General features: G+C 74.1%; 24 protein-coding genes and 1 tRNA gene. 11 read left to right on the plus strand and 14 right to left on the minus strand.

Annotated elements, in window-relative coordinates; all coding sequences use genetic code 11:
* Positions 1-11: 11 nt before the first annotated feature.
* Together LV78_RS16800 and LV78_RS16805 are read right to left on the minus strand one after the other, a co-directional pair.
* Positions 12-869, minus strand: coding sequence for a bifunctional methylenetetrahydrofolate dehydrogenase/methenyltetrahydrofolate cyclohydrolase (locus tag LV78_RS16800; RefSeq protein WP_253846288.1), 858 nt, complete (start codon positions 867-869; stop codon positions 12-14).
* Positions 870-885: 16 nt separating this feature from the next.
* Positions 886-1872 (minus strand): DMT family transporter, encoded by a 987-nt coding sequence (locus tag LV78_RS16805; protein WP_253846178.1) that lies wholly within the window; start codon positions 1870-1872, stop codon positions 886-888.
* A 252-nt stretch (positions 1873-2124) separates the two neighbouring features.
* Between LV78_RS16805 and LV78_RS16810 the strand changes: the two genes are divergently transcribed.
* The 3 genes from LV78_RS16810 to LV78_RS41625 all read left to right on the plus strand — a co-directional run bounded on the left by LV78_RS16810 (position 2125) and on the right by LV78_RS41625 (position 8067).
* Entirely contained in the window at positions 2125-2640 is a 516-nt protein-coding gene (locus LV78_RS16810) for a type 2 periplasmic-binding domain-containing protein (protein ID WP_253846179.1), read from the plus strand.
* Positions 2637-4160, plus strand: coding sequence for a TNT domain-containing protein (locus tag LV78_RS16815; RefSeq protein WP_253846180.1), 1524 nt, complete (start codon positions 2637-2639; stop codon positions 4158-4160). The genes LV78_RS16810 and LV78_RS16815 overlap by 4 nt, the downstream gene beginning before the upstream one ends.
* An 82-nt stretch (positions 4161-4242) precedes the next feature.
* Entirely contained in the window at positions 4243-8067 is a 3825-nt protein-coding gene (locus tag LV78_RS41625; RefSeq protein WP_308208724.1) for a glycohydrolase toxin TNT-related protein, read from the plus strand.
* A gap of 117 nt (positions 8068-8184) precedes the next feature.
* On the opposite strand, the gene LV78_RS16830 is transcribed toward LV78_RS41625, so the two are convergent.
* Positions 8185-8799: a pentapeptide repeat-containing protein gene (locus LV78_RS16830; RefSeq protein WP_253846181.1), complete on the minus strand. Its 615-nt coding sequence runs from the start codon at positions 8797-8799 to the stop codon at positions 8185-8187.
* 159 nt (positions 8800-8958) lie between these two features.
* Between LV78_RS16830 and LV78_RS16835 the strand changes: the two genes are divergently transcribed.
* The 3 genes from LV78_RS16835 (at position 8959) to LV78_RS16845 (ending at position 12413) form a co-directional block, all read left to right on the plus strand.
* A complete protein-coding gene (locus tag LV78_RS16835) occupies positions 8959-9948 on the plus strand; it encodes a malate dehydrogenase (RefSeq protein WP_253846182.1) in 990 nt (329 codons plus the stop codon).
* Positions 9949-10034: 86 nt separating this feature from the next.
* Positions 10035-10847, plus strand: coding sequence for an inositol monophosphatase family protein (locus tag LV78_RS16840; protein WP_253846183.1), 813 nt, complete (start codon positions 10035-10037; stop codon positions 10845-10847).
* Between the two features lie 753 nt (positions 10848-11600).
* Positions 11601-12413 carry a TetR/AcrR family transcriptional regulator gene (locus LV78_RS16845; protein WP_372494928.1) on the plus strand — a complete coding sequence of 271 codons (813 nt, stop codon included), beginning with the start codon at positions 11601-11603 and terminating at the stop codon, positions 12411-12413.
* Here the strand turns inward: LV78_RS16845 and LV78_RS16850 are convergent.
* The 9 genes from LV78_RS16850 to LV78_RS16895 form a co-directional block, all read right to left on the minus strand.
* Positions 12410-12601, minus strand: coding sequence for a DUF1918 domain-containing protein (locus tag LV78_RS16850; RefSeq protein WP_253846184.1), 192 nt, complete (start codon positions 12599-12601; stop codon positions 12410-12412). The two genes, LV78_RS16845 and LV78_RS16850, sit on opposite strands and share 4 nt — an antisense overlap.
* Before the next feature lie 128 nt (positions 12602-12729).
* Positions 12730-13125: a bacteriophage spanin2 family protein gene (locus LV78_RS16855; RefSeq protein ID WP_253846185.1), complete on the minus strand. Its 396-nt coding sequence runs from the start codon at positions 13123-13125 to the stop codon at positions 12730-12732.
* 39 nt (positions 13126-13164) lie between these two features.
* The gene (locus tag LV78_RS16860) at positions 13165-14118 is read right to left on the minus strand and encodes an ABC transporter ATP-binding protein (protein WP_253846186.1); all 954 of its coding nucleotides are present in this window, start codon (positions 14116-14118) and stop codon (positions 13165-13167) included.
* A complete protein-coding gene (locus tag LV78_RS16865; RefSeq protein ID WP_253846187.1) occupies positions 14115-14912 on the minus strand; it encodes an ABC transporter permease in 798 nt (265 codons plus the stop codon). Before LV78_RS16865 ends, LV78_RS16860 begins: the two co-directional genes overlap by 4 nt.
* Positions 14905-15690, minus strand: coding sequence for an ABC transporter permease (locus LV78_RS16870; RefSeq protein WP_253846188.1), 786 nt, complete (start codon positions 15688-15690; stop codon positions 14905-14907). Before LV78_RS16870 ends, LV78_RS16865 begins: the two co-directional genes overlap by 8 nt.
* Before the next feature lie 304 nt (positions 15691-15994).
* Entirely contained in the window at positions 15995-16426 is a 432-nt protein-coding gene (locus tag LV78_RS16875; RefSeq protein WP_015805168.1) for a hypothetical protein, read from the minus strand.
* Positions 16423-16620, minus strand: a complete 198-nt coding sequence (locus LV78_RS16880; protein WP_253846189.1) for a hypothetical protein — start codon at positions 16618-16620, stop codon at positions 16423-16425. Before LV78_RS16880 ends, LV78_RS16875 begins: the two co-directional genes overlap by 4 nt.
* 79 nt (positions 16621-16699) lie before the next feature.
* Complete coding sequence (locus LV78_RS40790; RefSeq protein ID WP_308208725.1) at positions 16700-18466, minus strand: serine/threonine-protein kinase; 1767 nt, start codon at positions 18464-18466, stop codon at positions 16700-16702.
* A 57-nt stretch (positions 18467-18523) separates the two neighbouring features.
* A complete protein-coding gene (locus tag LV78_RS16895; protein ID WP_253846190.1) occupies positions 18524-19636 on the minus strand; it encodes a J domain-containing protein in 1113 nt (370 codons plus the stop codon).
* 70 nt (positions 19637-19706) lie between these two features.
* On the opposite strand from LV78_RS16895, the gene LV78_RS16900 reads away from it, so the two are divergent.
* Positions 19707-19779: transfer RNA gene (locus tag LV78_RS16900), tRNA-OTHER, on the plus strand.
* 108 nt (positions 19780-19887) lie between these two features.
* Here the strand turns inward: LV78_RS16900 and LV78_RS16905 are convergent.
* Positions 19888-20367, minus strand: a complete 480-nt coding sequence (locus tag LV78_RS16905) for a hypothetical protein (protein WP_253846191.1) — start codon at positions 20365-20367, stop codon at positions 19888-19890.
* A 101-nt stretch (positions 20368-20468) separates the two neighbouring features.
* Positions 20469-21275, minus strand: a complete 807-nt coding sequence (locus LV78_RS16910; protein WP_253846192.1) for a metal-dependent hydrolase — start codon at positions 21273-21275, stop codon at positions 20469-20471.
* Between the two features lie 139 nt (positions 21276-21414).
* Between LV78_RS16910 and LV78_RS16915 the strand changes: the two genes are divergently transcribed.
* From LV78_RS16915 to LV78_RS16930, 4 genes are all read left to right on the plus strand, one after another.
* Positions 21415-22635 (plus strand): NADP-dependent isocitrate dehydrogenase, encoded by a 1221-nt coding sequence (locus LV78_RS16915; protein WP_253846193.1) that lies wholly within the window; start codon positions 21415-21417, stop codon positions 22633-22635.
* A gap of 241 nt (positions 22636-22876) precedes the next feature.
* Positions 22877-23209: an SH3 domain-containing protein gene (locus LV78_RS16920; protein ID WP_253846194.1), complete on the plus strand. Its 333-nt coding sequence runs from the start codon at positions 22877-22879 to the stop codon at positions 23207-23209.
* A gap of 95 nt (positions 23210-23304) precedes the next feature.
* Positions 23305-23520, plus strand: a complete 216-nt coding sequence (locus tag LV78_RS16925) for a hypothetical protein (RefSeq protein WP_253846195.1) — start codon at positions 23305-23307, stop codon at positions 23518-23520.
* Between the two features lie 9 nt (positions 23521-23529).
* Positions 23530-24324 carry an exodeoxyribonuclease III gene (locus tag LV78_RS16930; RefSeq protein ID WP_253846196.1) on the plus strand — a complete coding sequence of 265 codons (795 nt, stop codon included), beginning with the start codon at positions 23530-23532 and terminating at the stop codon, positions 24322-24324.
* The last annotated feature ends 32 nt before the right edge of the window (positions 24325-24356 follow it).

Here is a 24356-nt window from a genome sequence, read left to right on the forward strand (position 1 = left end):
CGTTCCACCATTCAGACCGCGTCGAGGCCGCGCTCGGCCGCCTCGACCGTGTTGGTCAGCAACATCGCGATGGTCATCGGACCCGCACCGCCGGGGATGGGCGCCAGGAAGCCGGCCACCTCGGCGACGTCCGGGTGGACGTCGCCCACGAGCCCCTGCTCGGTGCGGGTGATGCCGACGTCGACCACGGCGGCACCCGGCTTGATCATGTCAGCGGTGATCAGACCGGGGCTGCCCGCACCCGCGACGACCACGTCGGCGCGCCGCACCTCGGCCGCCAGGTCCTTCGTGCCGGTGTGGCACAGGGTCACCGTGGCGTTCTCGCTGCGCCTGGTCAGCAGCAGCCCGATCGGCCTGCCGACCGTGACGCCGCGCCCGACCACCGTGACGTTCGCGCCCGCCAGCGGCACGTCGTAGCGCCGCAGCAGCTCCACCACGCCGCGCGGGGTGGCGGGCAGCGGGGCCTCGTCGCCGAGCACGAGCTTGCCCAGGTTGACCGGGTGCAGGCCGTCGCCGTCCTTCGCCGGGTCGATCCGCTCCAGGATCGCGTTCGCGTTCAGGTGCTTGGGGAGAGGCAGCTGCACGATGTACGCGGTGCAGGCCGGGTCGGCGTTCAGCTCGTCGATGACCGCTTCGAGCTGCTCCTGCGTGGTGTCCTCGGGCAGGTCGCGCCGGATCGACGTGATGCCGACCTTCGCGCACGCCGAGTGCTTGCCCTTCACGTAGGAGTGCGAGCCGGGGTCGTCGCCGACGAGCACGGTCGCCAGGCCGGGCGTCACACCGCGTTCGGCCAGCGCGGCCACCCGCGTGCGCAGGTCTTCGAAGATCGCATCCCTGGTTGCCCTGCCGTTGAGGGTCGTCGCCGTCACACCGCCCATCTTCGCATCACCCCCGGCTCGGGAGCGCGGCGACCACCACCGCCAGCAGGGTGAGCGCGGTGCCGACGACGGTCACCGCCGCGAGCGGCTGACCTGCGGTGGGGACCACCACGTCGACCGCGAGCGCCCCCACCAGCTGCCCCGCCACCTGGGACATCCCGAGCAGCAGCACGCCGGTCCAGCGCACCGCGAGCACCGCCGTGCTGATCGTCACGATGCCCAGCAGCCCGCCGACGTACAGCCACGGCTCACCCGGCGCGGCGGTGGGCAGGCCGTTCAGCGCCACGTCCACCGCGCACACCACGAGCAGCACCACCGTGCCGGTCAGGAAGTTCACCATCGTGGTCACCGGGGTGCTCCGCGACGCCTCGCGCACCAGGCCGTTGACCGCCTGCTGCCAGCCGAGCCCGATGCCCGCCAGCGCCGGGAGCAGCGCGGGCCACAGGTTCGCGGGCGTGCCGAGGTCGTCCGACACGGCGACCACCACGGCCGCCACGGCCAGCGCCGCGCCCGCCACCCTGGGCGCCGTCAGCGGGCGCGGACCGGCAGGGCCGATGCCCGCGCGGTCGACGAACAGGCTGCTCACGGTCTGCGCGGCGACCACGGCCACGGTGAACAGGGCGACGCCGAGCACGCTCACGGTCAGGCCCTGGGTGGACACCAGGAACGCGCCGCACGCGCCGCCCACGCACTGCCACCACCGGATGCGGCCCTCGCGCAGCGCCGTGCGGAGCCTGGCCAGGCCCTCCCGGCCCCGGCGGGTCGTGGGGACCGCGAGCAGGAGCAGCAGCAGCCCGCCGCCGAACGAGACCAGCGCGGCCAGGAAGCCGTCGGCGAGCGCCCGGCCCAGCTCGCCGTTGATCCGGCCCTGGACCGCGAGGAACAGGCCGCCCGCGAACGAGATCAGCGCCCCCAGCGCCCGCAGACCGGCGCGCGCGGGTTCGGGGGCGGACGCCTTGGCCTCGGTGGGTGAGCGGTGGTCTGGTGCTGGCACTGGTGGTCCTCTGCTGCTCGGGTCGGGGAACGGGTGCGGAAGGCGGGGAAGAGCCGGGGGCAGTGTGCGCGGGACGGGCGGCGCGGCGGTAGGTGTCGTGGCGGATGTCGTGCTGGATGCCGCAGCACGCGTCGCAGCGGGTGTCGCGGTAGGTGTCGCAGTAGGTGTCGTGGTGCGGATGTCCACCTGCGACGGCGGTGTCTTGGGTACGGTCGGGTGATCGCCACTGTCGCGCTTACGGGAGTCGCCCGAATGACCACGACGCAGTCCTCCGATCCGGACGGGATCGAGGAGCGGCATCGGGAGCTGGTGCAGGTGATCGGCGAGGCGCTGCTGGGCGTCGCGCCCGAGGGGTTCCTGCGCGTCGACCTGGTCGTGCGGATCAGCGTCGCCGCGCGCGACCTGACCGCCACCGCCTACTTGCCGGACGGCCGCTCGCTCGGGCTCGCCGTGCCGGAGGGGCTGGCCGACGCGTTCGCCGAGCTGAGGCAGCTCACCCACGTCCCCGGCCGGGGCGCCTGGTTCTCGGCCCGCTGCGCGGTGACCGCGCCCGCGAGCATCGACGTCGGTTACAACTTCGACCACGACCCCAGGTGGGACCCGGAGGTCCCGGCCGCGCACTTCGCCCGCGACCTGGAGGCCTTCCCCCGCGCCGAGGCGTACCTGCCGGACTGGCTGCGCGACCGGGTCGCGTCGGCCCGTGACGCCCAGTCCCACGGCGCCCAGCCCCACGGCGCCCAGTCCCACGACGAGGAGCAGAGAGCATGACCGGCCCGCTGTTCACGGCCGACGACCAGAGCGCGGTGCTCGACTCGGTGGCCGCGCTGCTCGTCCACCGGCTCCCCGGCGACTGGGAGCGGCTGCTGGTGGAGGTGCGGGTGATGGGCGGCCACGTCGAGTCGGCCACCTCGCTGCTGGACCTGCACGGCCGCGAGTCCGAGTGGGAGCTGCCCGAGGAGGCCCTGCCGCTCCTGCTGCACCTGCGCGAGGGCATGGCCGACCCGGTCCACGGCGCCTGGTTCTCGCTGCGCCTGCGGCTGACCCACCCCGGCGAGTACTCGGCCGAGCAGGACTGGGACGCCGAGCCCGCCTGGACGCACCGCCCGCCGGAGCGCCGCCACGTGGAGGAGCTGGCGCTGCACCCGCGCGCCGACTCGGAGATCCCCGGCTGGCTGCGCGAGCGGGCCGGGCTGCCCGAGCCCGCGCCGGTGCACGTCGCGCCGCTGTTCGACGGGGTCGACGCGCAGGGCACGCCGACCTACGAGCGCAGGCCCGCCGTGCACCCGCAGGAGCGCGCCGACGTGCTCGCCTACCTGGAGTCCGCGCCGGTCGTGCTGCCCGCGCCCGGCGACGGGTCGGACGCGCTCGACCCGGCCCGCACGGCCCCGGTCCCGATGGGCTTCCACAGCGACGGCGCGTGGGTGTGGCCCGCAGGGGCCGCGTACTACCTGCGCGAGCACGGCGTGCCGGTGCTGCCGCAGCTCGCGCAGCACATCAGGGACAACGGCTACCGGGTGCCCGAGGTGGGCGAGGCCGCGCGCGAGCGGGCCACCGCCGTGGCGAGCGGCCGGGAGCCCTCGGCCCCGCTGCCGCCGCACCGCCCGAAGGGCATCTCGGACGACGACCAGCGCGCGCTGGAGCACCTGCGCGCCCGGCTGGAGCACTACGGGGTCGCGCCGGGCGAGTACGCGATCGTCGAGCCCAAGCCGGGCGCGCTGGTGATCGAGCCCGCGCCCGGCGACCGGGGCTGGCAGGTCCAGCACTGGGACTCCTCGCGCGGACCGCAGGGCAGGCCGGTCGTGCACGAGCGCGCCGTCGACGCGGCGCGGGAGCTGCTCGGCAGGCTGCTGTGGGACGACGGGCAGGACGCGGTGCGCGAGGCCAGGCTCCGCGACGCGCAGGGTCCCGCCACCGGTCCGGTCCGGACGGTCGTGGGCATCCAGCCGATGGCGGACGAGCCGCCGCTGTCGCTGTTCCGCGACCACGAGCCGGTGCTGCTGCCCCCTGGGACCGAGCTGGACCGGCACGGGGCCGAGAACGGGAACCTGGTCTACGCGGCCAGGACCCCGAAGGTGAACCGCTCGTTGCCCAAGGAGTTCTACGAGCGGCAGTACCACGTGTACCGGGTGCAGCGGCCGGTCCCGGCGCTCAAGGGCACGGCGGTGCCGTGGTTCGAGCAGGTCGGCGGCGGCTCGGGCTTCTTCCTCGCCCGATCGGTGCGGGACTTCTTGCACGACGGGAGCCTCGTGGAGGTGTTCGGACCGACCGCCGCGCCACCCTCGTCGTGAGTCCTCGGGCCCCCGGCACCGCGCGGGTTACTCCGTTCGGTGCAACGGGGGGCCGTGCGCGCACCGGGAGTCGCGGGGGAAGATGGTGCACGTGTCCGAGCCCAAGCCGTTGAACCCGACCGAGCAGGACGCGCTGGTCAAGCAGATCGGCCTCACCCTGATGCGCGCCGCGCCGGAGGAGTGGAGGCACGTCACCGCGGACTACCGCGCGACCGGTCGGTACTTCGAGCTGGCCGCCGAGGTCCGCGCGGCCGACGGTTCCGCGCGCACCTGGTCGCCGCCGCAGGAGGTGGCGCAGCTCTTCGCGCGCCTGCGCGCGGGCATGTACCGGGAGGGCCGGGGGAGCTGGTCCAACGCGCGCTACCAGCTCGACCACCCGTCGAGCTACAACCTCGACTTCGACCGCGCCGAGCCCTCCTGGCAGAACCCGCCGCCGCAGCAGGCCTACCTGGACGAGGTGCGCTTCTTCCCGCGCACCGACGAGAACACCCCGGAGTGGCTGCGGCGCAGGGTCAAGGACGCGGGCGGGCAGGTCGCGCCGCAGGGCGCCCCCGGCGGACCGCAGGGCGCGGCCAAGCCGGGCGGCGCGCCGAGCGCGCCCGCCGCTCCCGGTGGTGACCGGGGACCCGCAGGCGGCGAGGCCAGGTCCGGTGGGCAGCGGTTCCGCAGCACCCGCGTGTTCGACGGCGCGGGCGCGGGCGGGCGGCCCACGGTCAACCGGCCCCCGGTGTCCGACGCGGACCGCGAGCTGCTGCTGAACTACCTCGACCGGGCGCCCGTGGTGGTGGCCGGGCGCGGGTTCGACGCGGACGTGCTCGATCCGGACGTGCCGCAGGTCGTGCCGGTGGCGTTCCAGACGGACGGCACCTGGATCTGGCCCGCGGCGGTCGCCTACTACCTGCGCGGCTACGGCGTCCCGCCCGAGGCGGAGCTGGTGTCGTGGGTGCGCTCGCACGACTTCGTGCTGCCGGAGGTGGCGGAGGAGACCAGGCAGGCCGCCGCGGTGACCCTCGGGGCCGCCGCCGCGCCGCAGGGCACCCCGCTGCCCAAGACGCCGGTGCAGGTCAAGCCGGTGGCGTCCGCGCTGCAGGAGCAGGCCACGACGGTCGCGCCCCGGCCCGACGCGCTCGGCGCGCAGGGCAAGGACGGCGGGGCGGGCGACGGCGGTCGGGACGCTGCCGGACGGGACGCTGCCGGTCGGGATGCTGCCGGACGGGACTCGGCGGGCCAGGACTCGGGCCGCGAGACCGCCGCGCTTCGCGGTGGTGGCGCGCAGGACAGCGGACACCGGGACGCCGGGCGTGGCGGACCTGGGCAGCCGGGCGCCGGTCAGCAGGGGCCGGGGCAGCCGGGCGCCGGTCAGCAGGGCGCGGCGCAGGCCGGTCCCGGACCGCTCGGCGCGGGCCAGCCCGGCGCGGGTCAGGCCGGGTCCGGGCAGTCCGGTCCCGCCCAGCCCGCCGCGGCCCAGTCCGGGGCGGGGCAGCCGGGTCCGCGCGGAGGCGCGGGGGCCGGTGGTGATCGTGTGCTGACCTTCGAGGAGGTCAAGCAGCAGAACATCAACTACGGGACGGGCGGGCCGCCCTACCGGGTCACGTTCGAGGAGGAGGGGCCGGTCATAGACGACCGGCACCAGCGCGAGTCCTACGTGGACGGCATGGACCTGTTCGCGCCCGGTTCCTACGAGCGGGAGAAGGCCGAGGAGAGCACCAAGGCCTGGAACCCGTTCGGCGAGGAGCCCGTCGACGAGCCCGAGCGGCCCGCCGCCGGTGCGGGCGCGGCCCGGACCGAGGAGCCCGAGGACGACGCCCCGCTCGGGCGTGACGCGCGGGACGACTCCGAGGCGCACGCCGACGAGCCCGATGACCAGCACGACCACCGGGACGATGATCACCGGGACGACGACCGGCACGACGACCAGCGGCACGACGACCGGCACGACGACCGGGCGCACGAGCGCGAGGCCGACGGGCTGGGGATCGGCGCGCTGAAGCCGAGCGACATCCGGGGCGCGGCGGCCGAGGAGCCCGAGGAGCCCGCCGCCCGCCCGGTCGAGGACGACGAGCCGGAGCCGCGCGCCTCCGAGGCCGCCGCGCGCTACGAGTCGGCCCAGGCCACCCAGTACATGGAGCCCGCCGTCCTGGGCGGCGGCCCCGGTGACGACCCGCGCGACCGGGACCGGGCGCAGGTCCGGGACGAGGACCACGCGCGGGACCACGAGGACGAGCGGGACGACCGGTTCGACGACGCGGCGCGGTTCGACGCCGACCGTTCCGCCGCCGAGCCCGGTGACGTCGAGCCGGACCGGTTCGACGACTCCGACCGGTTCGACGGCGCGGCGCGGTTCGACGGCGACCGGGAGGACGAGCGGCGGCACGAGGACCGGTTCGAGGACGAGCGTCCCGAGCCGTTCTCGGCGACCGAGCCCGACCGCTTCGACGCGACCGGCCCGGAGCGCTTCGACCGGGCGGAGTCCGACCGGTTCGAGCCCGCCGAGCCCGAGCGCTTCGACGCGGCGGAGCCGGACCGGTTCGAGGCGACCCGTCCCGAGCGCTTCGAGGCCACGAACCCCGACCGGTTCGACGCGCCCGAGCCCGACCGGTTCGACGCCGCCCCGCCGGATCGGTTCGAGGCGACCCGCCCCGAGCGGTTCGAGGCCACGAACCCGGACCGGTTCGAGGACTCCGGGCCCGAGCGCTTCGCGGCGACCGGGTCGGAGCGGTTCGAGGCCGAGGACAGCGGGTTCGACGCCGAGCCGTCCCGTCCCGAACCGGCCCGCCAGGAACCCGCCCGCCCCGAACCCGCTCGCGCCGAGCAGTCCCGCCCCGAGCAGTCCCGTTCCGAGCAGTCCCGGCCGGAGAAGCCGCTGGACGGGCCGCAGGCCACCCAGCACATGGACCCCGTCGTCCTCGCCGAGGAGCGCGCGGGCGAGCCGAGGCCGTTCGAGGACGACTCCCGCACCACCCCCACCCCGCTCGACCCCACCCCCGAGTTCGAGGTGGACCGCGAGGAGCGGCGGGCCGAACCGCCCGTCCCGGCCGCCGCGCAGGCGCCCGACCCCGCGCCGTCCACCTCAGGGGCACCTGCTCCGGGGCCGTCGGCCTCCGGGCCGTCGACCCCGGCGCGGGGCGTCACGCCGGAGGAGAACGACCACCTGCGCGGCCTGCGCAAGACCCTGGCCGACCTGGGCGTGCCGCCCACGGCCTACCTGATCGGCGACGACCAGGTCGACCGCACCTGGGTGCTCCGGTTCGACGGTCGCCGCTGGCTGGTCGGCTGGTCCGAGCAGGGCCTCGCGCACCCGTCCACGTTCGACAAGGTCGAGGACGCCGGGTCGTTCCTGATCGGCAAGCTGGTGATGGCGGGCCTGCGCGCGCCGCGCCCGCCGATGCCGCCGCCCGGTCGCCAGCAGCCGCCGCAGCAGCCCCGCCCGCCGATGGGGGGCAACGGGTTCCGGCCCGGCCCGCAGGCCCCCCGGCCGGTCGAGCCGCAGGCCGAGGCGACCCCGCCCAAGCCCGCGCCCGCCGCGTCCCCGGCTCCGGCCCCGGCGGTCCGCGCCTGGCCGATCAGCCCGATGAACGGCGAGCCGCCGCTGACCCTGTTCCGGCACAAGCAGATGATCGAGCTGCCCGCGGGCACCGAGGTCGACCGCTACGGCAGCGGGGAGGGCAACCTGGTCTACCAGATCGGGACGCCGTTCCCGCACCGGTCGCTGGTGCCGTCGTGGATCAACCGGCCGTACCGGGCGTACCGGCTGCGGCGCAGCGTCGAGGTGCTGACCGGGACCGCCGTGGCGTGGTTCGAGCAGCCCGGCGGCGGCACGGCCTACCTGCTGCCCAAGACGATCGACGACATGCTCGCGGACGGCGCGCTGGTCGAGGTCGCCGACCAGGAGGCGCCCGTCCACTGACGGGAGCGCGAGAGCGGCCGAGGGGCCGGGACCGGAACAGCGGTCCCGGCCCCTCGGCGTCTCAGCGTCTCGGCGCCGAACACCGAACGCCGAACGCCGCGCGCCGGGCCCGTCCGGTCAGGACTGGACGACCAGCCCGTGCGCCGCCGCGAACGCCACCGCCGTGTCCAGGTCCACCTTCGCCCCGCGCAGCACCCCCTGCACCAGGCCGTTCGCGTCCAACCGCGCCCCGCGCAGGTCGGTGTCCACCAGCTTCGCCCCGAGCATCCGCGCCCCGGTCAGGTCGACCCCGCGCAGGTCGGCGCCGGTCAGGTCGGCCGACTCCAGGTTCGCCTCGCGCATCCGCAGCCCCGCCAGCACCGCCTTCGGCAGCACCGCGCCGCTCAGGCTGACCAGGGTCAGGTCGGTCTCGGTGATGGTGATCGGCCGCATCGAGCAGTCCACGAACATCGACCCGAGCAGCGAGCAGGACGTGAACACCGCCCCGCCGAGCACCGCGCGGTCGAAGCGGCAGGAGCGGAACGCCGAGGTGGTGTGCCGGGAGTCGCCCAGGTCGGTGCGGGTGAACTTGCAGTCGGTGAACGTGCAGCCCCTGGTCACCAGGCCGCGCATGTCCGCCTCGGAGAAGTCGCAGCCCACGAACGACTTCCGCTCCCACACCTGCTCGTACAGCACGGCGTCGGCGTAGTCCTCGCCGACGACCTGCTCCAGTTCGATCTCCGGGTTGTCCACTGTCACACCCTCGCACGGCCCGTTGGTTGGTAACCTCCGGACCACCGGGCAACCCCGCCCGGTGCGCGGTCCCGGAGTAGAGACCGCCGCTGACAGGCCTGCCTGCCTAGTGGTCGACCCCGAGGACTGAAGCCCGCATCCGTCTTTCGGGAAGGCTCCATGACCCGCACGCCCGTGAACGTCACCGTTACCGGCGCGGCCGGCCAGATCGGCTACGCCCTGCTGTTCCGCATCGCCTCCGGCCACCTGCTGGGTCCCGACGTCCCGGTGCGGCTGCGGCTGCTGGAGATCCCGCAGGCCGTGAAGGCCGCCGAGGGCACCGCGATGGAGCTGGACGACTGCGCGTTCCCGCTGCTGGACGGCATCGACATCACCGACGACGCCACCAAGGCGTTCGACGGCGTCAACGTCGCCCTGCTCGTCGGCGCCCGCCCCCGCACCAAGGGCATGGAGCGCGGCGACCTGCTCCAGGCCAACGGCGGCATCTTCAAGCCCCAGGGCCAGGCGATCAACGCGGGCGCGGCGGACGACGTGCGCGTCCTGGTGGTCGGCAACCCGGCCAACACCAACGCCCTGATCGCCCAGCAGCACGCGCCGGACGTCCCGGCCGGTCGGTTCACCGCCATGACCCGCCTCGACCACAACCGGGCGCTCTCGCAGCTCGCGAAGAAGCTCGGCGTGTCGGTCGACGACATCAAGAAGCTCACGATCTGGGGCAACCACTCGGCCACCCAGTACCCCGACCTGTTCAACGCGGAGGTGGCGGGCAAGAACGCCGCCGAGGCCGTGAACGACCAGGCGTGGCTGGAGAACGACTTCATCCCGACCGTGGCCAAGCGCGGCGCCGCGATCATCGAGGCGCGGGGCGCGTCCTCCGCCGCGTCGGCCGCCAACGCCGCCCTCAACCACATCCACGACTGGGTGAACGGCACCGCCGAGGGCGACTGGGTGTCGATGGCCATCCCGTCCGACGGCTCGTACGGGGTGCCCGAGGGGATCATCTCCTCGTTCCCGGTGACGGTGAAGGACGGCGAGTACTCGATCGTCCAGGGCCTGGAGATCAACGAGTTCTCCCGCGCCCGCATCGACGCCTCCGTGGCCGAGCTGGTCGAGGAGCGCGACGCGGTGAAGGCCCTCGGCCTGATCTGAGTTCGCGGGTCGCGCCCCGACACGGGCGCGGTGCTCTTCCGGGGAGGGGTCGCTGCGGCGGCCCCTCCCCGTGGCATGTTGGGGGTGTGACGACTCCCTGGCCCGTGCCGCAGCCGCAGATCCCCGCCGACACCCACCCCGCGCTGGCCGCGACCGCGCGGGCCGCCGCGCGCGCCTACGGCGAGGCGCGCGCCAGGCACACCCGCTTGGAGCTGCGCGAGGAGGTCGCGCTCGGCGCCGACGGGACGCCGACCATGCGCGTCGACCGGATCGTGGAGGACGCGATCCTCCAGGCCTGCGCCGAGTCGGGGGTGAACCTGCTGTCCGAGGAGGCCGGGTTCGTCGACAACGGCTCGGCGGCGACGCTGTGCGTCGATCCCGTGGACGGCTCGGCCAACGCCGCGCTGGGCGTGCCGCTGTCCTGCTACGCGGGCGCGCTGGTGCTCGACGACCAGCCCGTGGAGGCGCTGACGGTGTGGTTCGACACCGGCCGCTCGTGGGCGGCCAGGGTCGGCGAGCCGACCCCGTTCCGCACCACCGGGCGCACCGCCCTGGACGGGGCGTCGGTGTGCCTGCTGCGGCCCAAGCGGGGCACGGAGGAGGCCTGGATGCGGGTCGCGAACCGGGCGGACCGGATCCGGGTGCTGTGCACGACCTGCCTGGAGACGGCGTTCGTCGCCGAGGGCTCGGTGGACGCGTTCGCCGACCCCGGCTCGGACACCCACCGGCTGATGGACCTGATCGCGGCCCTGGTGACCGTGCCCGCCGCGGGCGGCGCCCTGCTGGACCTGCGCGGCAGGCCGCTGGAGTTCGACCTGGACCTGTCCCGCCGCTGGTCGGGCATCGCCGCCGCGACGCCCGCGCTGGCGGACGAGCTGATCACGACGATCCTCGGCTGAACCGGGGGGCGGAGACGGGGGCGGGGGCCGGGCGCTGGGGCGGGCCGTCGCAGCGGCGCTGGGCCTCGGCCTGCCTGATCCGCCGCCCTGCCCGACCCGCCCGAGACCTATTCGACCCGCCGACCTGCCCCACCTGCCCGACCCGCCGACCTACCCGCCCCGCCCGGTCCGGGGCGCTGGGCCGGGACGGGTGCACTGGGCCGGGACGGGTGCGCTGGGCCGGGAGTGGCCGTGGTGGGGGAGTGTCTGGGCCGAGGACGCCGGGCCAGGGGCGGGATGTGGTGCGGGCGTGCGGTGAGCCAGACGGCCTTCCGGGGCGCGGCGGTCGCCCTCGGAGCTGCGGCCCGCCTCGGCAGGCCGCTCGCCTCGACGCCGCCTGCCCGAGCGAGGTGTGCCCGCGCCGGTCCTGCCAAGCCGGGTCTGCCGCGCGGGGCCTGTCGGCGGGTTCGTTCACCCGTGCGGGAGAGCCGCCTGCGGGCCTTGAGGCGCGTTCCAGGCGATCGGATCGCGCCGGTCGGCCTTCCCCGTCCCCACGCGGCCCCGTGCGGCGTTCAGGGCCGCTCGGGGGGCGTCTGCCGATCGTCCCGGTCCTGCCCCTCCGGGCGGGCGGGCTGGGGTTCGGGGGCCGTCGGGCGGGGCATCCGCGTGCCGTTCGGGTCTCCGTCGCCGCTATAGCATCCAACCGGGTGGAGGGGGTGCGCGAGGAGCGGGGCCGGTCGGCGGCCCGCCGGGTGGAAGGAGGTGGTCCCCTTGGTGCAGGCCCGTCGTGAGCGCTACCGCGCCGAGACCAGGGAAGAGGCCAAGCGGATCGCGTTGGAGCAGCTCGCCGGGCTGGGCGTCGAGGGCGTGTCGGTCAACGCCATCGCCAAGCGCATGGGCATCACCGGACCCGCGCTCTACCGCTACTTCAGCAGCCGCGACGACCTGCTCACCGACCTCATCCGGGACGCCTACGCGGACCTCGCCGCCCTCGCCGACGCCGCCGTCGCGGCCACCGGGGAGCTGGACGGGGCCGCGCGCGTCCGGCACTTCGCCGACCGGCTGCGCGCGTGGGCGCTGGCCCAGCCGCACCGGTACCTGCTGCTGCACGGCACGCCAATCCCCGGCTACCGGGCCCCCGAGGACACCCTGACCACCGCGCACCGGGCCATGCGGGCCTTCCTGCTGGTGTTCGGGCAGCTCCACGCCGAGCGGACCGCCGCGCAGGACCGCGCCGCACCGGACCGGACCGTGAAAAACCCGAGCGCCACTACCGTCGACCGGGTGCGGCCCGATCAGGCGAACGGCGGCCCCGCAGGCCCACCGGGAGTGGAGAGCGCGCCCGGAGCGGGGGACGGCTCGACGCCCGCCGGGGAACCGTCCGAACTGGACGTCCAACTGGCGGGCTGGGTCGCGGCGCGCGGTGAGGGCGTGCTGCCCCCGGCCGTGCCGCTCACCGCCCTGCGGGCCTGGACCCGGCTGCACGGCGTGCTCAGCCTGGAGGTCTCCGGCCAGTTCGGGCTGATGGGGTTCGACCCGGCCCTGCTCTACCGGGCCGAGGTCGAGTCGCTGGTCTCGGGCGGCTAGTCGCCGGGCCGGGGCCGGACCAGGCAGTCGGGGCCGGGGTACACGAGCCCCTCGTGCCCGTCCTCGAAGCGGACCAGGTAGGGCGGGGTCCCCTCGGGCCCCCGCACCTCCACGATCTCGCCGATCCGCTCCTGGATCCCGACCACGTGTCCTTGGACCTGCAGCTCGTCGCCCACTGTCGCGTGCACTCCGCACCTCCGGCGCCATCCGATCGGACAGCTCCCGAAAGTACCGCCAAGCACAAGATCCCGCTGGTCACAGGCCTCTCGGCGCACCCCGGCGGCACGCGGCCGGGCCGCCGACCGGCCTCACCGGCTCACGCGCAGGCGGACGTCAGCTTCGCCACCCGGTCCAGCTTCTCCTGCGACCACTCGGCGATCGACGCCGGGCTCAGGTCCTCCAGCGTGACCTGGTCCATCGTCGAGGACACGCCCTCGATGGCCTCGCGCAGCGTGGTGTCCGCCGACTTGTCGGCGAGCGCGCCCAGCTCCTCGGCCTTCTTCTGGGTCTCCTCCAGCGCCTTCTGCGGGTCGGTCGCGTCCGGGGTGAACCCGGCCAGCGCCAGCGCCTCGGTGCACAGGGTCACCTTGTCCAAGGCCTGGCTCGCGTCGTTCACGGCCTCGTTGGCCTGCTGCACGGTCTCGCAGGCCGTCACCGACCCGACCACGCCGAGCGCCAGCAGGAACGTCACGGCGGTGCGTCGTGCGCGCATGGTGGTACCCCGTCTCAGGCTCGTCCGTTTCGTCCGACTCTACCGGCGCGCGTAGAGCCGCCGGACCACCTCGCCGATCTCCGGCTCCTCCACGACCAGGTCGTGCACCTCGGCCCGCGTCGCGACCTCGGCGATCAGCGCCGCCGCCGTGGTGTCCGCGCGCCGGAACGCCAGCCGCTGCCGCAGCCCGCCCTGCTCGACCGACACCGACGCCACGCCGGGCAGCCCGGCCAGGTCGGCGGGCGCGGCCAGCTCCACCACCAGCACCCGCTCCGGGCTGACCTCGTGCCGCAGGTACTTCAGCGGCCCGTCGGCCAGCACCGTGCCCCGGTCGATCACCACCAGCCGGTGGCACAGCCGCTCGATGTCGTCCAGGTCGTGCGTGGTCAGCAGCAGCGTCGTGCCGCGCCTGGTGTTCAGCTCGGCCAGGAACTCGCGCAGCCGCTCCTTCGACTCCAGGTCCAGCCCGATCGTCGGCTCGTCCAGCACCAGCAGCTCCGGGTCGTGCAGCAGCGCCGCGGTGATCTCGCCGCGCATCCGCTGCCCGAGCGAGAGCTGCCGCACCGGCGTGTCCAGGAACGGCCCCAGTTCCAGCAGGTCGGCGCACTCGGCCAGCCGCCGCGCGTAGCTGCGCTCGGACACCCGGTAGATGGCCCGCAGCAGCTCGAAGCTGTCCACCAGCGGCAGGTCCCACCACAGCTGGGTGCGCTGCCCGAACACCACGCCCAGCCGCCTGGCCACCTCGCGCCTGCTCCTGGTCGGGTCCAACCCGGACACCAGCACCCGGCCGGACGTCGGCACCAGGATGCCGGTGATCATCTTGATGGTGGTGGACTTGCCCGCCCCGTTGGGCCCGACGTAGCCGACGGCCTCGCCCTCGGCGATGTCGAAGCTGACCCCGGCCACGGCGGTGACGACCCGCCGCTCCCGCCGGAACCGGCCGATCTTGCGGGAGAGCGTGAACTCCCGGCACAGCTCGCGCGCCTCGATCATGATCCTGTTCCCCGGTAGTGGCGGACCGCGAAGCGCCACACCAGCCCGGCGGCGCAGGCGCTCGCGACCGCGATCAGCGGTGAGATCCAGCCGAGCCAGCCGGGGCCGCCCAGCGGGTCGGGGCGGCCCAGCAGCGCCAGGGCCGGGTAGTAGGCGATGAACGCGAACGGCAGCGCGAACGCCATCGCCCTGCGCAGCGCGGGGCCGTAGATGGTGATGGGGTAGGCGGCGAAGGCGTTGCCGCCGTGCGTGACGGTGTTCGCGACCTCCTGGCCCTCGATGAACCAGAACGACACGGTGCTCGCCGCCACCCACACCGAACCGAAGATCACCGCACCGCACAGCGGGGTGGTGACGGCCAGCAGCAGGAGCCACGGCGTCCAGTCGATGTCGTTGTGCAGCAGCGCGTACACCGTCACCCCCACGCCGCTCGCGACCCGGCCGAACCTGCGCAGCCGGATGTCGGACACCATCAGCTGCGGCAGCGTGCCCAGCGGTCTGGTGAGCAGCGCGTCGAACGTGCCGTCCCGCAGGTAGACCGGCAGCTCGTCGAGCTGGCCCGCGGTCAGGTCGGCGATGCCGAAGGCCGTGCTGGACAGGGCGTACACCAGCAGCACCTCGTGCACGGTGAACCCGCCGAGGTCGGTGAGCCTGGTGAACAGCACCAGGATCACGACCAGCTCGACCAGTTGCCCGCCCGCCTGGGCGACGCACTCCAGCGCGAACGAGACCCGGTAGGACATCTGCCCGCGCAGCCGGGCGCCCACCAGCCTGGGGTAGATCGGCTCAGCCACCCTGCACCACCACCCGGTGCACGGCGCTGCGCAGCACGAGGTGCCCCAGCGCGCTCGTGCCGATCGCGGACACGACCTGGTGGCTCAGCAGCAGCCACGGGGACCCGACGCCGAGGAAGACGTCCACGGGGGCCTGGAGGATCGCCGGGAAGGGGGTCGACCACAGCAGGTCCCTGCCCCACTCGGGCAGGAAGGCCAGCGGGACGGCCAGGCCGGACAGCAGCGGGATGACCACGCCGTAGACGCTGAGCAGGCCCCGGTTGTCCAGCAGCCAGAACGCGGTGCAGTTGATCATGAACCGGATGTTGAAGCTCACCACCAGGCCCAGCGCCGCGCTGACCGCGAACACCGGCAGCAGTTCCGGGGCGGGCCAGCGGAACGGGAAGAACAGCGCGCCCACCGCGACCGGCGGCAGCAGCCGGGCCAGCGCGGCGTGGCAGGCTCGGCCGACGTCCTGGGCGAACAGCGCCGCCTGCAGGTGCCACGGGCGGTACAGGTCGACCACGATGTTGCCGGTGCGGATGCGGTCGGAGAGCGTGCTGTCGCCCCACAGGACCACGAACGCCATCAGGCCCTGCCCGAGCCACACGTACGTCGTAGTCGCCGTCGTGTCGTAGCCCCCGCCATGGCCGACGGGGGCGATCGCCGCCGTGAGCACGGCGGTTCTGAGCAGGCCGAACATCACGTTCGCGGCGATCCCCGCGAAGGTTGCTCGCCGGTAGGTGGAGTAGCGGCGGAAACCGGCCAGCGCTAATCGGGCGTAAGCGCGCACCCTCATGACCCTATGCACTCGCCGGCCCCCTTTGGGGTGGAACAGCCGCCGCTTGCTCCGAACCGGGGACGGGATGAGCGATATCTGTGAAAAGCCTTGCGGGAGACGGGTGATGATGCCTGTGCGGGGTGTGGGGAACCGCAGTGTTCCGCGCTGGGACAGGTGAGGTGACGACGCGGTGTGAACACGCGGGGGATTAGTCCACCTGACGGGTGAGTCCCGTACGGGTGAGGTTGCAATCGGAAGTTGTAGCCGGCTCCGGTTCGGTCGGGAGCGCTCCCCGAGCGAACCGGAGCCGGGGCGGTCGCGCCTACGGCAGCGCGGCCCGCACCTCGACCCAGCGCCGGGCGCGCTCGCGCAGGTCGGCGTCGTCGACCAGCGGTGCCACCGCGTCGAGCACGGCGGTGATGCTCCGGTGCTCGCGCAGCACCTTCACCTCGGACCTCGGCAGCGCGGCCGTCGCCGCGCGCTCGGCGGCCTCCTCGGCGGTCATCGCGGTCTCCGACAGCACGTCGGCTGCCAGGTGGTCCGGGGTCTCCGCGCCCAGCTCCAGCAGGTGGCCGCGCAGGGTGAAGCGCTCCACCACGGAGGGGGTGCGGCGGTGGCTGTACCGCTCGGCGCCGTAGGAGGCGGCCAGGCCGACCGCGCCCCAGGCGATCCTGCGGCGGGCGGGCAGCGCGCCGTCGGAGACGTGCTGGAGCGCCACCAGCCTGATCCAGGTCCAGTCGTTCGCGTCGCTCACGGCCGCACCGCCACGGGGGTGGTGGGCGCGGGGTGTGTGAACGCCGTCGCGGGCGAGCCCGCCGACCCGCCGGGGGCCCCGTCCGCGCGCCAGTCGGTTCGGCGGGCTGTGCGCGGGCGCACCGGACCTGCGGGCGCTCGCCGCGCCGCGTTCCGGTTCTCCCCCCGCGCCGGGTGGGGCAGGACGGTCTTCATGGGCCAAGCCTACGAGAGCGGGCGCAACCCGATGATCCACCCGGCCCAGCGGGGAGGGGGCCGGGTGGGGCGGTCGCGCTCAGGAGCCGAACGCGCTGGTGGTGACCACGCCACCCTCCTGCCTGCCCGCCAGGCAGTGCACGTAGTTGCGATCGCCGTCGGACTTGGCCACCGCCGAGATCTCCCAGCCGGTGGTGTCCACGCCCGCGCGCGTGTTGGCCCGCATCGCCGCCTCGGTGCACACGCTCGCGACCTCGGGGGCCTGGAGCAGCTCCTCCGAGGTGACCTGCGGGATCGACCCGGACAACCAGGTGCCCGCGAACGCCTCCCAGTAGTGCTCGTTCGCGCAGTCGCCGAGCATCCGGGCGGTGGCCGCCATGCCGCCGATCTGCACCAGCCCGGCGTAGCAGGTCTGCTCGGCGATGCAGAAGCCCGTGTCGCAGGCCTTCGTCCTCGGCGGTGGCAGGTCCTCCTCGGGGGCGCTGCTGGACGGGGCGCCGACCTGGTCGCCCTGACCGGTGCTGGTGGTGGGCCCGGTCCGCTGGGAGGCGATCAGCCAGGTGCCGCCGGAGACCAGGACCAGCGCCAGCACGACGCCCAGCACCAGCGGCCAGGCGCGGCGGGGCGGTTGCTGGATGACGACGTACTGGGGCGGGCCGGAGTGCTGCTGGCCGGGGTGCTGGGGACCGGGGTGCTGCTGGCCGGGCTGACCGCCGTGGGGGAGCGGGGACAGCACCTGGCCGGGTGGGAAGAAGCCGGGTGGGAACGAGCCCTGCTGGCCGGGGCCCTGGCCGTGCGGGAAGCCGCCGGGCGGGGTCGGCTGCGGGGGCTGCGAGCCGTGCGGGGGCGTGCCCTGGCCCGGTGCGCCCGCGGGCTGCGGGACACCGCCGGGCGGCGTCGCGCCGGGCGGGAGGGGGACCTGCCCCGGTCCCGAGCCGCGCGGCCACGAGAGCTGCGGCGTGCCGTGCGGGTCCTGCGCGGGCAGCGGGCCGCTCGCCGGGGCCTGGCCGCCCGCGAGCGCGGTCGGCGCCGAGAACGGCGACGGCAGCGGGCCCCGGTCCAGCTCGTCGCGGAACTGGGCCGCGCTGGAGGTCCGGTAGGCCGCGTCCGGCTCCAGCGCGCGCACCAGCGCCGCGTGCAGGTCGTCCGGGCAGCCGGGCGCCCGCTCGACCGGCGTGCGCAGCACCTCGCCGAGGTGGTCGAACGACTCGATCGGCCACGGCACCGGCCTCGGCGGCTTGCCCGCCAGCAGGTCGTACAGGGTCGCCGCCAGCGAGTACACGTCGCCCGCCGCCGTGGGCGGCACCATCGCGAACGCCTCCGGCGGCGCGTAGCTGGGGCTCAGCGCGTCCCGCGTCACCGACGACGCGCCGTCGGCGTCCAGCAGCGCGGCCAGCCCGAAGTCCGCGATCTTGGCGGTGCCGTACCGGTCGAGCAGCACGTTGCCCGGCTTCAGGTCGCGGTGCAGCACGCCCTCGCCGTGCGCGGCGGCCAGCGCGTCCGCGAGCTGCACGCCCAGCCTGCGCACCCGGTCGCCGTCCAGCGGGCCGTTCGAGCGCAGCAGGTCGCCGAGCGTGCCGCCGGTGCACAGCTCCATCACCAGGTACGGGGTGCCCTCGGCGGTGAAGTTCGCGTCGTGCACGGACACCACGTGCGGGTGCCCGGACAGCCGCGCGGCGGCGTGCGCCTCCCGCAGGAAGCGCCGCCGGTCGCGCTCGGTCCGCAGGACGCGGTGGTCCACCTTGACCGCCACCTCGCGGTCGAGCTGCACCTGGCGCGCCCGGTAGACGGTGGCGAAGCCGCCCTGGCCCAGCGGGGTCATGTCGGTCAGTCCCGGCAACTGCACGGGCGGACTGTAACCCGGAGGTCCGACAGCCACGGAGGGTTCGGACGGCCACGGGGGTCAGTCGTCGGCCGACTCGCACACCAGGTCGACGATCGCGCGCAGCGCCTCCCGGTCCACCACCGCAGGGTCCTCGGCCAGCCACGCGCCGACCTCGTCCACGAACGCCTCGGGCGTCATCGGCGGCACCAGCACCCCGTCGGTCGGGTCGGTGGTGACCTCGCCCTCCCGGCTCGGGTACACCAGCAGCACCGCCCGCACCTCCAGGTGCGGCAGCAGGTCCCGGTACTCGGCCAGCCCTCGGGGCAGCCGCGTGCCGCCGCCCCGGAACGGGTGGCCGTTGCGCCACAGCGAGCCGTCGTCGCCGGTCTGGTAGTGGCCGGGCAGCCAGGACTTCGACTCGATCAGCACCAGCCGCCGCCCGCACAGCACGGCGTGGTCGACGTCGACGAACACCGAGTCCGGCCAGGCCAGGCCGTGGAACACGCGCGCGCCCGGCAGCCGGGTCAGGTACTCGGCCAGCAGGTCGGCGGTCAGCCGCTCGCACACCCGCTCGTCGTCCACCTCGCCGCGCACCACCTCGGTGTCGACCTCGGCCGCGAACGCCCGGTCCGTGCGGGTCGCGGCCAGGTAGCGGCGCACCAGCCGGAACGCCCACGCGGCCACGCTGGCGACCATCGCCAGCCACACCACCAGGCCCAGCGGGGACAGGTCGAGCGCGAACACCGGGAGCAGCAGGAAGAACCAGGCGCACAGCGCGGTGAGGGCGGGCGCGTGGCCCGGCGAGGCGACCGGGGCGTACCGGACCCGCTGCCCCGGATCGACCAGCCGCCACCAGCCGAGGTCGTCCGGGTCGAGGTCGGGCTTCGGAGGTACGAAGTCGGGATCGTCGCCGAACGGGCGGTTCCACGGGGGCCTTCCCGATCTTGGCGGCCGGTTCGCGGAACCGGACCGGGGCCCGGAGCGCGGGTGCGCCCACCCCCGGTCGTAGGCCCGCCGCCGAGCCGGGTCGCGCAGGGTGTCATATGCCTCCTGCAGCGCTCGGAAGCCCCCTGAAGATCCACCGGCGTCCGGGTGCATGACCTTCGCCAGCGATCGGTAGGCGGACCGGATCTCGGCCGAGGAGGCCTCGCGCTCCACGCCCAGCAGCTCGTAGTAGTCCACCCCGCGCACGGGGCAGACCTTATTGCGCCGCGCCGATCCCGTGTCCACAGGTCCGTCTCGTGGCTAGGGTGTGCGGTGAGAGCCTGGTAGCGCAGCGGTTGACGCGCCCCGCCCCGGCGGGGAGGACGCCGGTTCGAATCCGGTCCGGCTCGCTGCTGATGTCGCTTCGCGACATCGGGCAGCTCGCACGGTGGTGGAGCCGCCCGAGCCGCCGAATCCCGTGAACCCCCGGTCCGCGCCGGGGGTTCGCGGGCTCCACCTCACGAGCAGTCCAGCACCAGCCGCCCGCCGCTGAACCGGGGTCGCAGGTCCCCCCGCGCCTCGATGCTGCGCACGTCGTGCGGCCGGACCTCGTCGATCGCGCTGAACGCCAGCACGTCCGCCACCCCGTACCGCCCGTGCAGCGCCCGCTGGCCGGGGAACCGCAGCGCGACCCCCTCGACCCGGTCCCGGTGCGCCAGCGCGGCCCGCAGCGCCCCGGCCACCAGCTCGGACGGCCCGGCGAGCCGCTCCACCCCGCCCTCGTGCAGCGCGATCCCGGACCCGCGCTCCACCAGCGTGGACACCACGTTCCCCGACGGCGCCTTCGGCAGCCGGAACGACAGCGCCCAGTGCGGCCCGACGTCGTGCACGCACACCACCGCCGCCTCGTAGAGCAGCGATCCGTGCAGCGCGAGCGCCGCGCTTTCGGCGCTCGCCGGGTCCTCGTGTCCCGCGTTCACCCCGAGCCACGTGGTCATGCGTCGCAGATTAGTCCGATCGGGTGACGTTCAGATATCCGACGAATGGCCGAAATTCCCCTTCCGGGCGGGTTCGACCGGCCCGCCCGGACCAGGGGGCGCTAGACCGGCAGCAGGTCGAACGAGCCGAGGAACGGCAGCATCCCGATGTTCTGCAGCGCGGCCAGTGACAGCCACACCGCGCCGACCGTCACGGCGGGGCCGACGATCCGCATCTCCACGGCGCCGCCGGTCTTCATCCGCATGATCTTCGGCGGCGCGATCGGGTACCAGGTCTTGCCCGCGATCGGGATCGGCCACGCCATCGGGCAGCCCTGCTCGGTGATCGCGTCGCCGATGTAGTGCGCCACGCAGCCCACGGCCACCGCGATGCCCAGCGCGGCGGCGTTCGCGGCGGTCTGCGCGGTCCACATCACGCACAGCGCGGTGATGCCCGCCGACACCACGGTGATCAGCAGCGCGTCGTGCTTGTTCGACCAGTCCTTCATGATCCCGCGCACCGCCAGGCCCGCGAACGCGAACATCAGCAGCGGCAGCGCCCACTTCTGGGACTGCTGCACCACCGCCGTCGTGCCGAGCGCGCACAGCAGCGCGAACACGAACGTGTGGGTCAGCGCCCGGTGCCCGCCCTCCCGGTTGGAGTCGCGCTTGGTCCTGGTCAGCTTGTAGACCCAGCTGCTGAGGGTGTTCAGCGCCCCGGACAGCCCCTGGCTGATCGGGCCGAACGCGCGGGCGATCGTGGACGACGGGTGGTCGATGTCGGGCATCAGCGCGGCGCCGGTGGCGAGCACCGCGCCGACCGTCCAGCTCTGCGGCGAGAGCTGTCCGATGGGATGGTTCTCGGCGAGCGCGGTCACCGCCGCCCAAGCCAGCAGACCGCTCATGGCGTGCGTGGGTCCGGTCGACATGGTGCCCCCTCCAAGATCGTGACTGGAGGTTAAGGCATTGTGGTGCCCGATCCCTTTTTCACCCGTGAGTGGCGCACGCAGCATGACATAGCAGTACGCTTGTCCTGCTTGCATTGCCGCGAGAGGAGCGCACCCGAGTATGGGCAAGATCAAGGTTCAGGGGACTGTCGTCGAGCTCGACGGCGACGAGATGACCAGGATCATCTGGCAGTTCATCAAGGACAAGCTGGTCCACCCGTACCTGGACGTCAACCTCGAGTACTACGACCTGGGCATCGAGCACCGGGACGCCACCGACGACCAGGTCACCATCGACGCGGCCAACGCGATCAAGAAGCACAACGTCGGCGTGAAGTGCGCCACCATCACGCCGGACGAGGCGCGGGTGGAGGAGTTCGGCCTCAAGAAGATGTGGGTCTCGCCCAACGGCACGATCCGCAACATCCTCGGCGGCGTGGTCTTCCGCGAGCCGATCATCATCTCGAACATCCCCCGGCTCGTCCCCGGCTGGACCAAGCCGATCATCATCGGCCGCCACGCCCACGGCGACCAGTACAAGGCCACGAACTTCAAGGTCCCCGGCGCGGGCAAGCTGACCGTGACCTTCACGCCCGAGGACGGCTCCGCGCCGATCGAGCACGTGGTCGCCAACTACGGCGCCGACGGCGGCGTGGCCATGGGCATGTACAACTTCAACAAGTCCATCGAGGACTTCGCGCGGGCCTCGTTCTCGTACGGCCTGCAGCGGAACTACCCGGTGTACATGTCGACCAAGAACACCATCCTCAAGGCGTACGACGGCGCCTTCAAGGACATCTTCCAGCAGGTGTTCGAGGCCGAGTTCAAGGCCGAGTTCGACGCCAAGGGGCTCACCTACGAGCACCGCCTCATCGACGACATGGTCGCCGCGGCCATGAAGTGGGAGGGCGGCTACGTCTGGGCGTGCAAGAACTACGACGGCGACGTGCAGTCCGACACCGTCGCGCAGGGCTTCGGGTCGCTCGGCCTGATGACCTCCGTGCTGATGACCCCGGACGGCAAGACCGTCGAGGCCGAGGCCGCGCACGGCACCGTCACCCGGCACTTCCGCCAGCACCAGGCGGGCAAGCCGACCTCCACCAACCCGATCGCGTCGATCTTCGCCTGGACCGGTGGCCTCAAGCACCGCGGCAAGCTCGACGGGACCCCCGAGGTCACCGGGTTCGCGGAGACGCTGGAGAAGGTCATCATCGAGACCGTCGAGAGCGGCAAGATGACCAAGGACCTCGCGCTGCTGGTGAGCCGCGAGCAGGAGTGGCAGACCACGGAGGACTTCCTCGCCACGCTGGACGAGAACCTCCAGAAGAAGATGGCGGGCTGAGGCCGCACGTCTTCTCGGCGGGCCCGGACGCTTCGGCGGCCGGGCCCGTTGGGTTTTCCGGGGGCTGTTCCGGGGCTGTTGGGGCTGTTCGGGCCGCGGGTCTCCCGGCGCGGGGCGGCGGGGTTCGGTCACGCAGGGTCGCCGGGGTACGCCCGGCCGGTGGTCGTGGCGGGTGGTTCGCGCGCTCGGGCGTTCCGCGCGGGGGCGGGCGTGGCTATACCCCAGGGTGAGGAGGTGTCCCATGCCCATGCCCATGCGCGTGGACGCGCCGTTCCGCGGGTTGCGCGGGCTGGTCGTGCTCGGGGTCGTCGTGGTCGCGGTCGGGATGTACGTGATCAGCGGCGGGCAGCGGTTCGGCACGGGCGCGCCCGACCCGTGCCGGGTCGAGGTGGCCGTGGAGGTGCTGGAGGTGCGCGGTGGGCCGGACGCGGCGCTGCCGGTGCTGTCGACCGCGCCGAGGGGGGCGGTGCTGGACGCGCAGCGGGTCGTGCAGAACGGGTTCCGGCTGCTGGCGGACGACCGGTGGGTCGCGCAGCGGGGCGTGGCGACGGCGGCGGGCGCGGACTGCGGGTGAGGTGGCTGCCTCGGGGTGACCGGCTGCCCTGGGGGTGACCGGCTGACTCGGGGTGAGCGGCCCCGGTCGAGCGTCCGGTGTGCTCTGATTGTCCGGTGTTCCTGAGCTGGCGGCGCGGCAAGCGCGACGAGATCATCACCTGCTCGTGCGAGCCGGACTGGCCCGAGCTGGTCTCCGACCTCGACGGGCACCCGGTGCGCGGGCTGCCGTCGCCGGACGGGTCCAGCCCGATGGTGCTGATGCTGGGTCTGGTGGCGAAGTGCGCCCGCTGCGGCGCGCGCTACCCGCACGGGTGGACGGTGGCTGACTAGGCTGGGCCGGTGCTGACCGTCTCCACCGTCAACGTCAACGGCCTGCGCGCCGCCGCCAAGAAGGGCTACCTGGAGTGGCTCGCCGCCACCGGGGCCGATGTGGTGTGCCTCCAGGAGGTGCGGGCCGAACCGGGGCAGCTGGCCGACGAGGTGCGCGACCCCGAGGGGTGGCACTCGGCGCACGCGCACTCGGCGGTCAAGGGCCGCAGCGGCGTGGCCGTGCTGACCAGGGAGCAGCCGACGGCCGTCCGGGTCGGGTTCGGGGTCGAGGAGTTCGAGCGCTCCGGGCGGTACGTGGAGGTGGAGCTGACCGGGCTGGTGGTCGGGTCGCTGTACCTGCCCAGCGGGGAGGCGGGCACCGAGCGGCAGGACGAGAAGGACCGGTTCATGGCGGCGTTCCTGCCGTACCTGGTCGAGCTGCGGGAGAAGGCGGCGGCGGACGGGCGCGAGGTGCTGGTGTGCGGTGACTGGAACATCGCGCACGAGAAGGCGGACCTGAAGTCGTGGAAGACGAACCAGAAGTCGGCGGGGTTCCTGCCGTACGAGCGGGAGTGGCTCGGGTCGGTCTTCGCGAGCGGCTACTCGGACGTGGTGCGGGCCCTGCACCCGGACGTGGAAGGGCCTTACTCGTGGTGGTCGTACCGGGGGAAGGCGTTCGACAACGACTCCGGGTGGCGGATCGACTACCAGGTGGCGACCGAGGGGTTGGCGGCCCGTGCCGAGACGGCCGTGGTGGAGCGGGCGGCGACGTACGCGGAGCGGTGGTCGGACCACGCTCCGGTGACGGTGGAGTACCGGGACTGAGCCGGGCGGATCGGGCACAATCGAGGGTGGGA

It is taken from the genome of Actinosynnema pretiosum, assembly GCF_024171695.1.
Lineage (GTDB): Bacteria > Actinomycetota > Actinomycetes > Mycobacteriales > Pseudonocardiaceae > Actinosynnema > Actinosynnema pretiosum.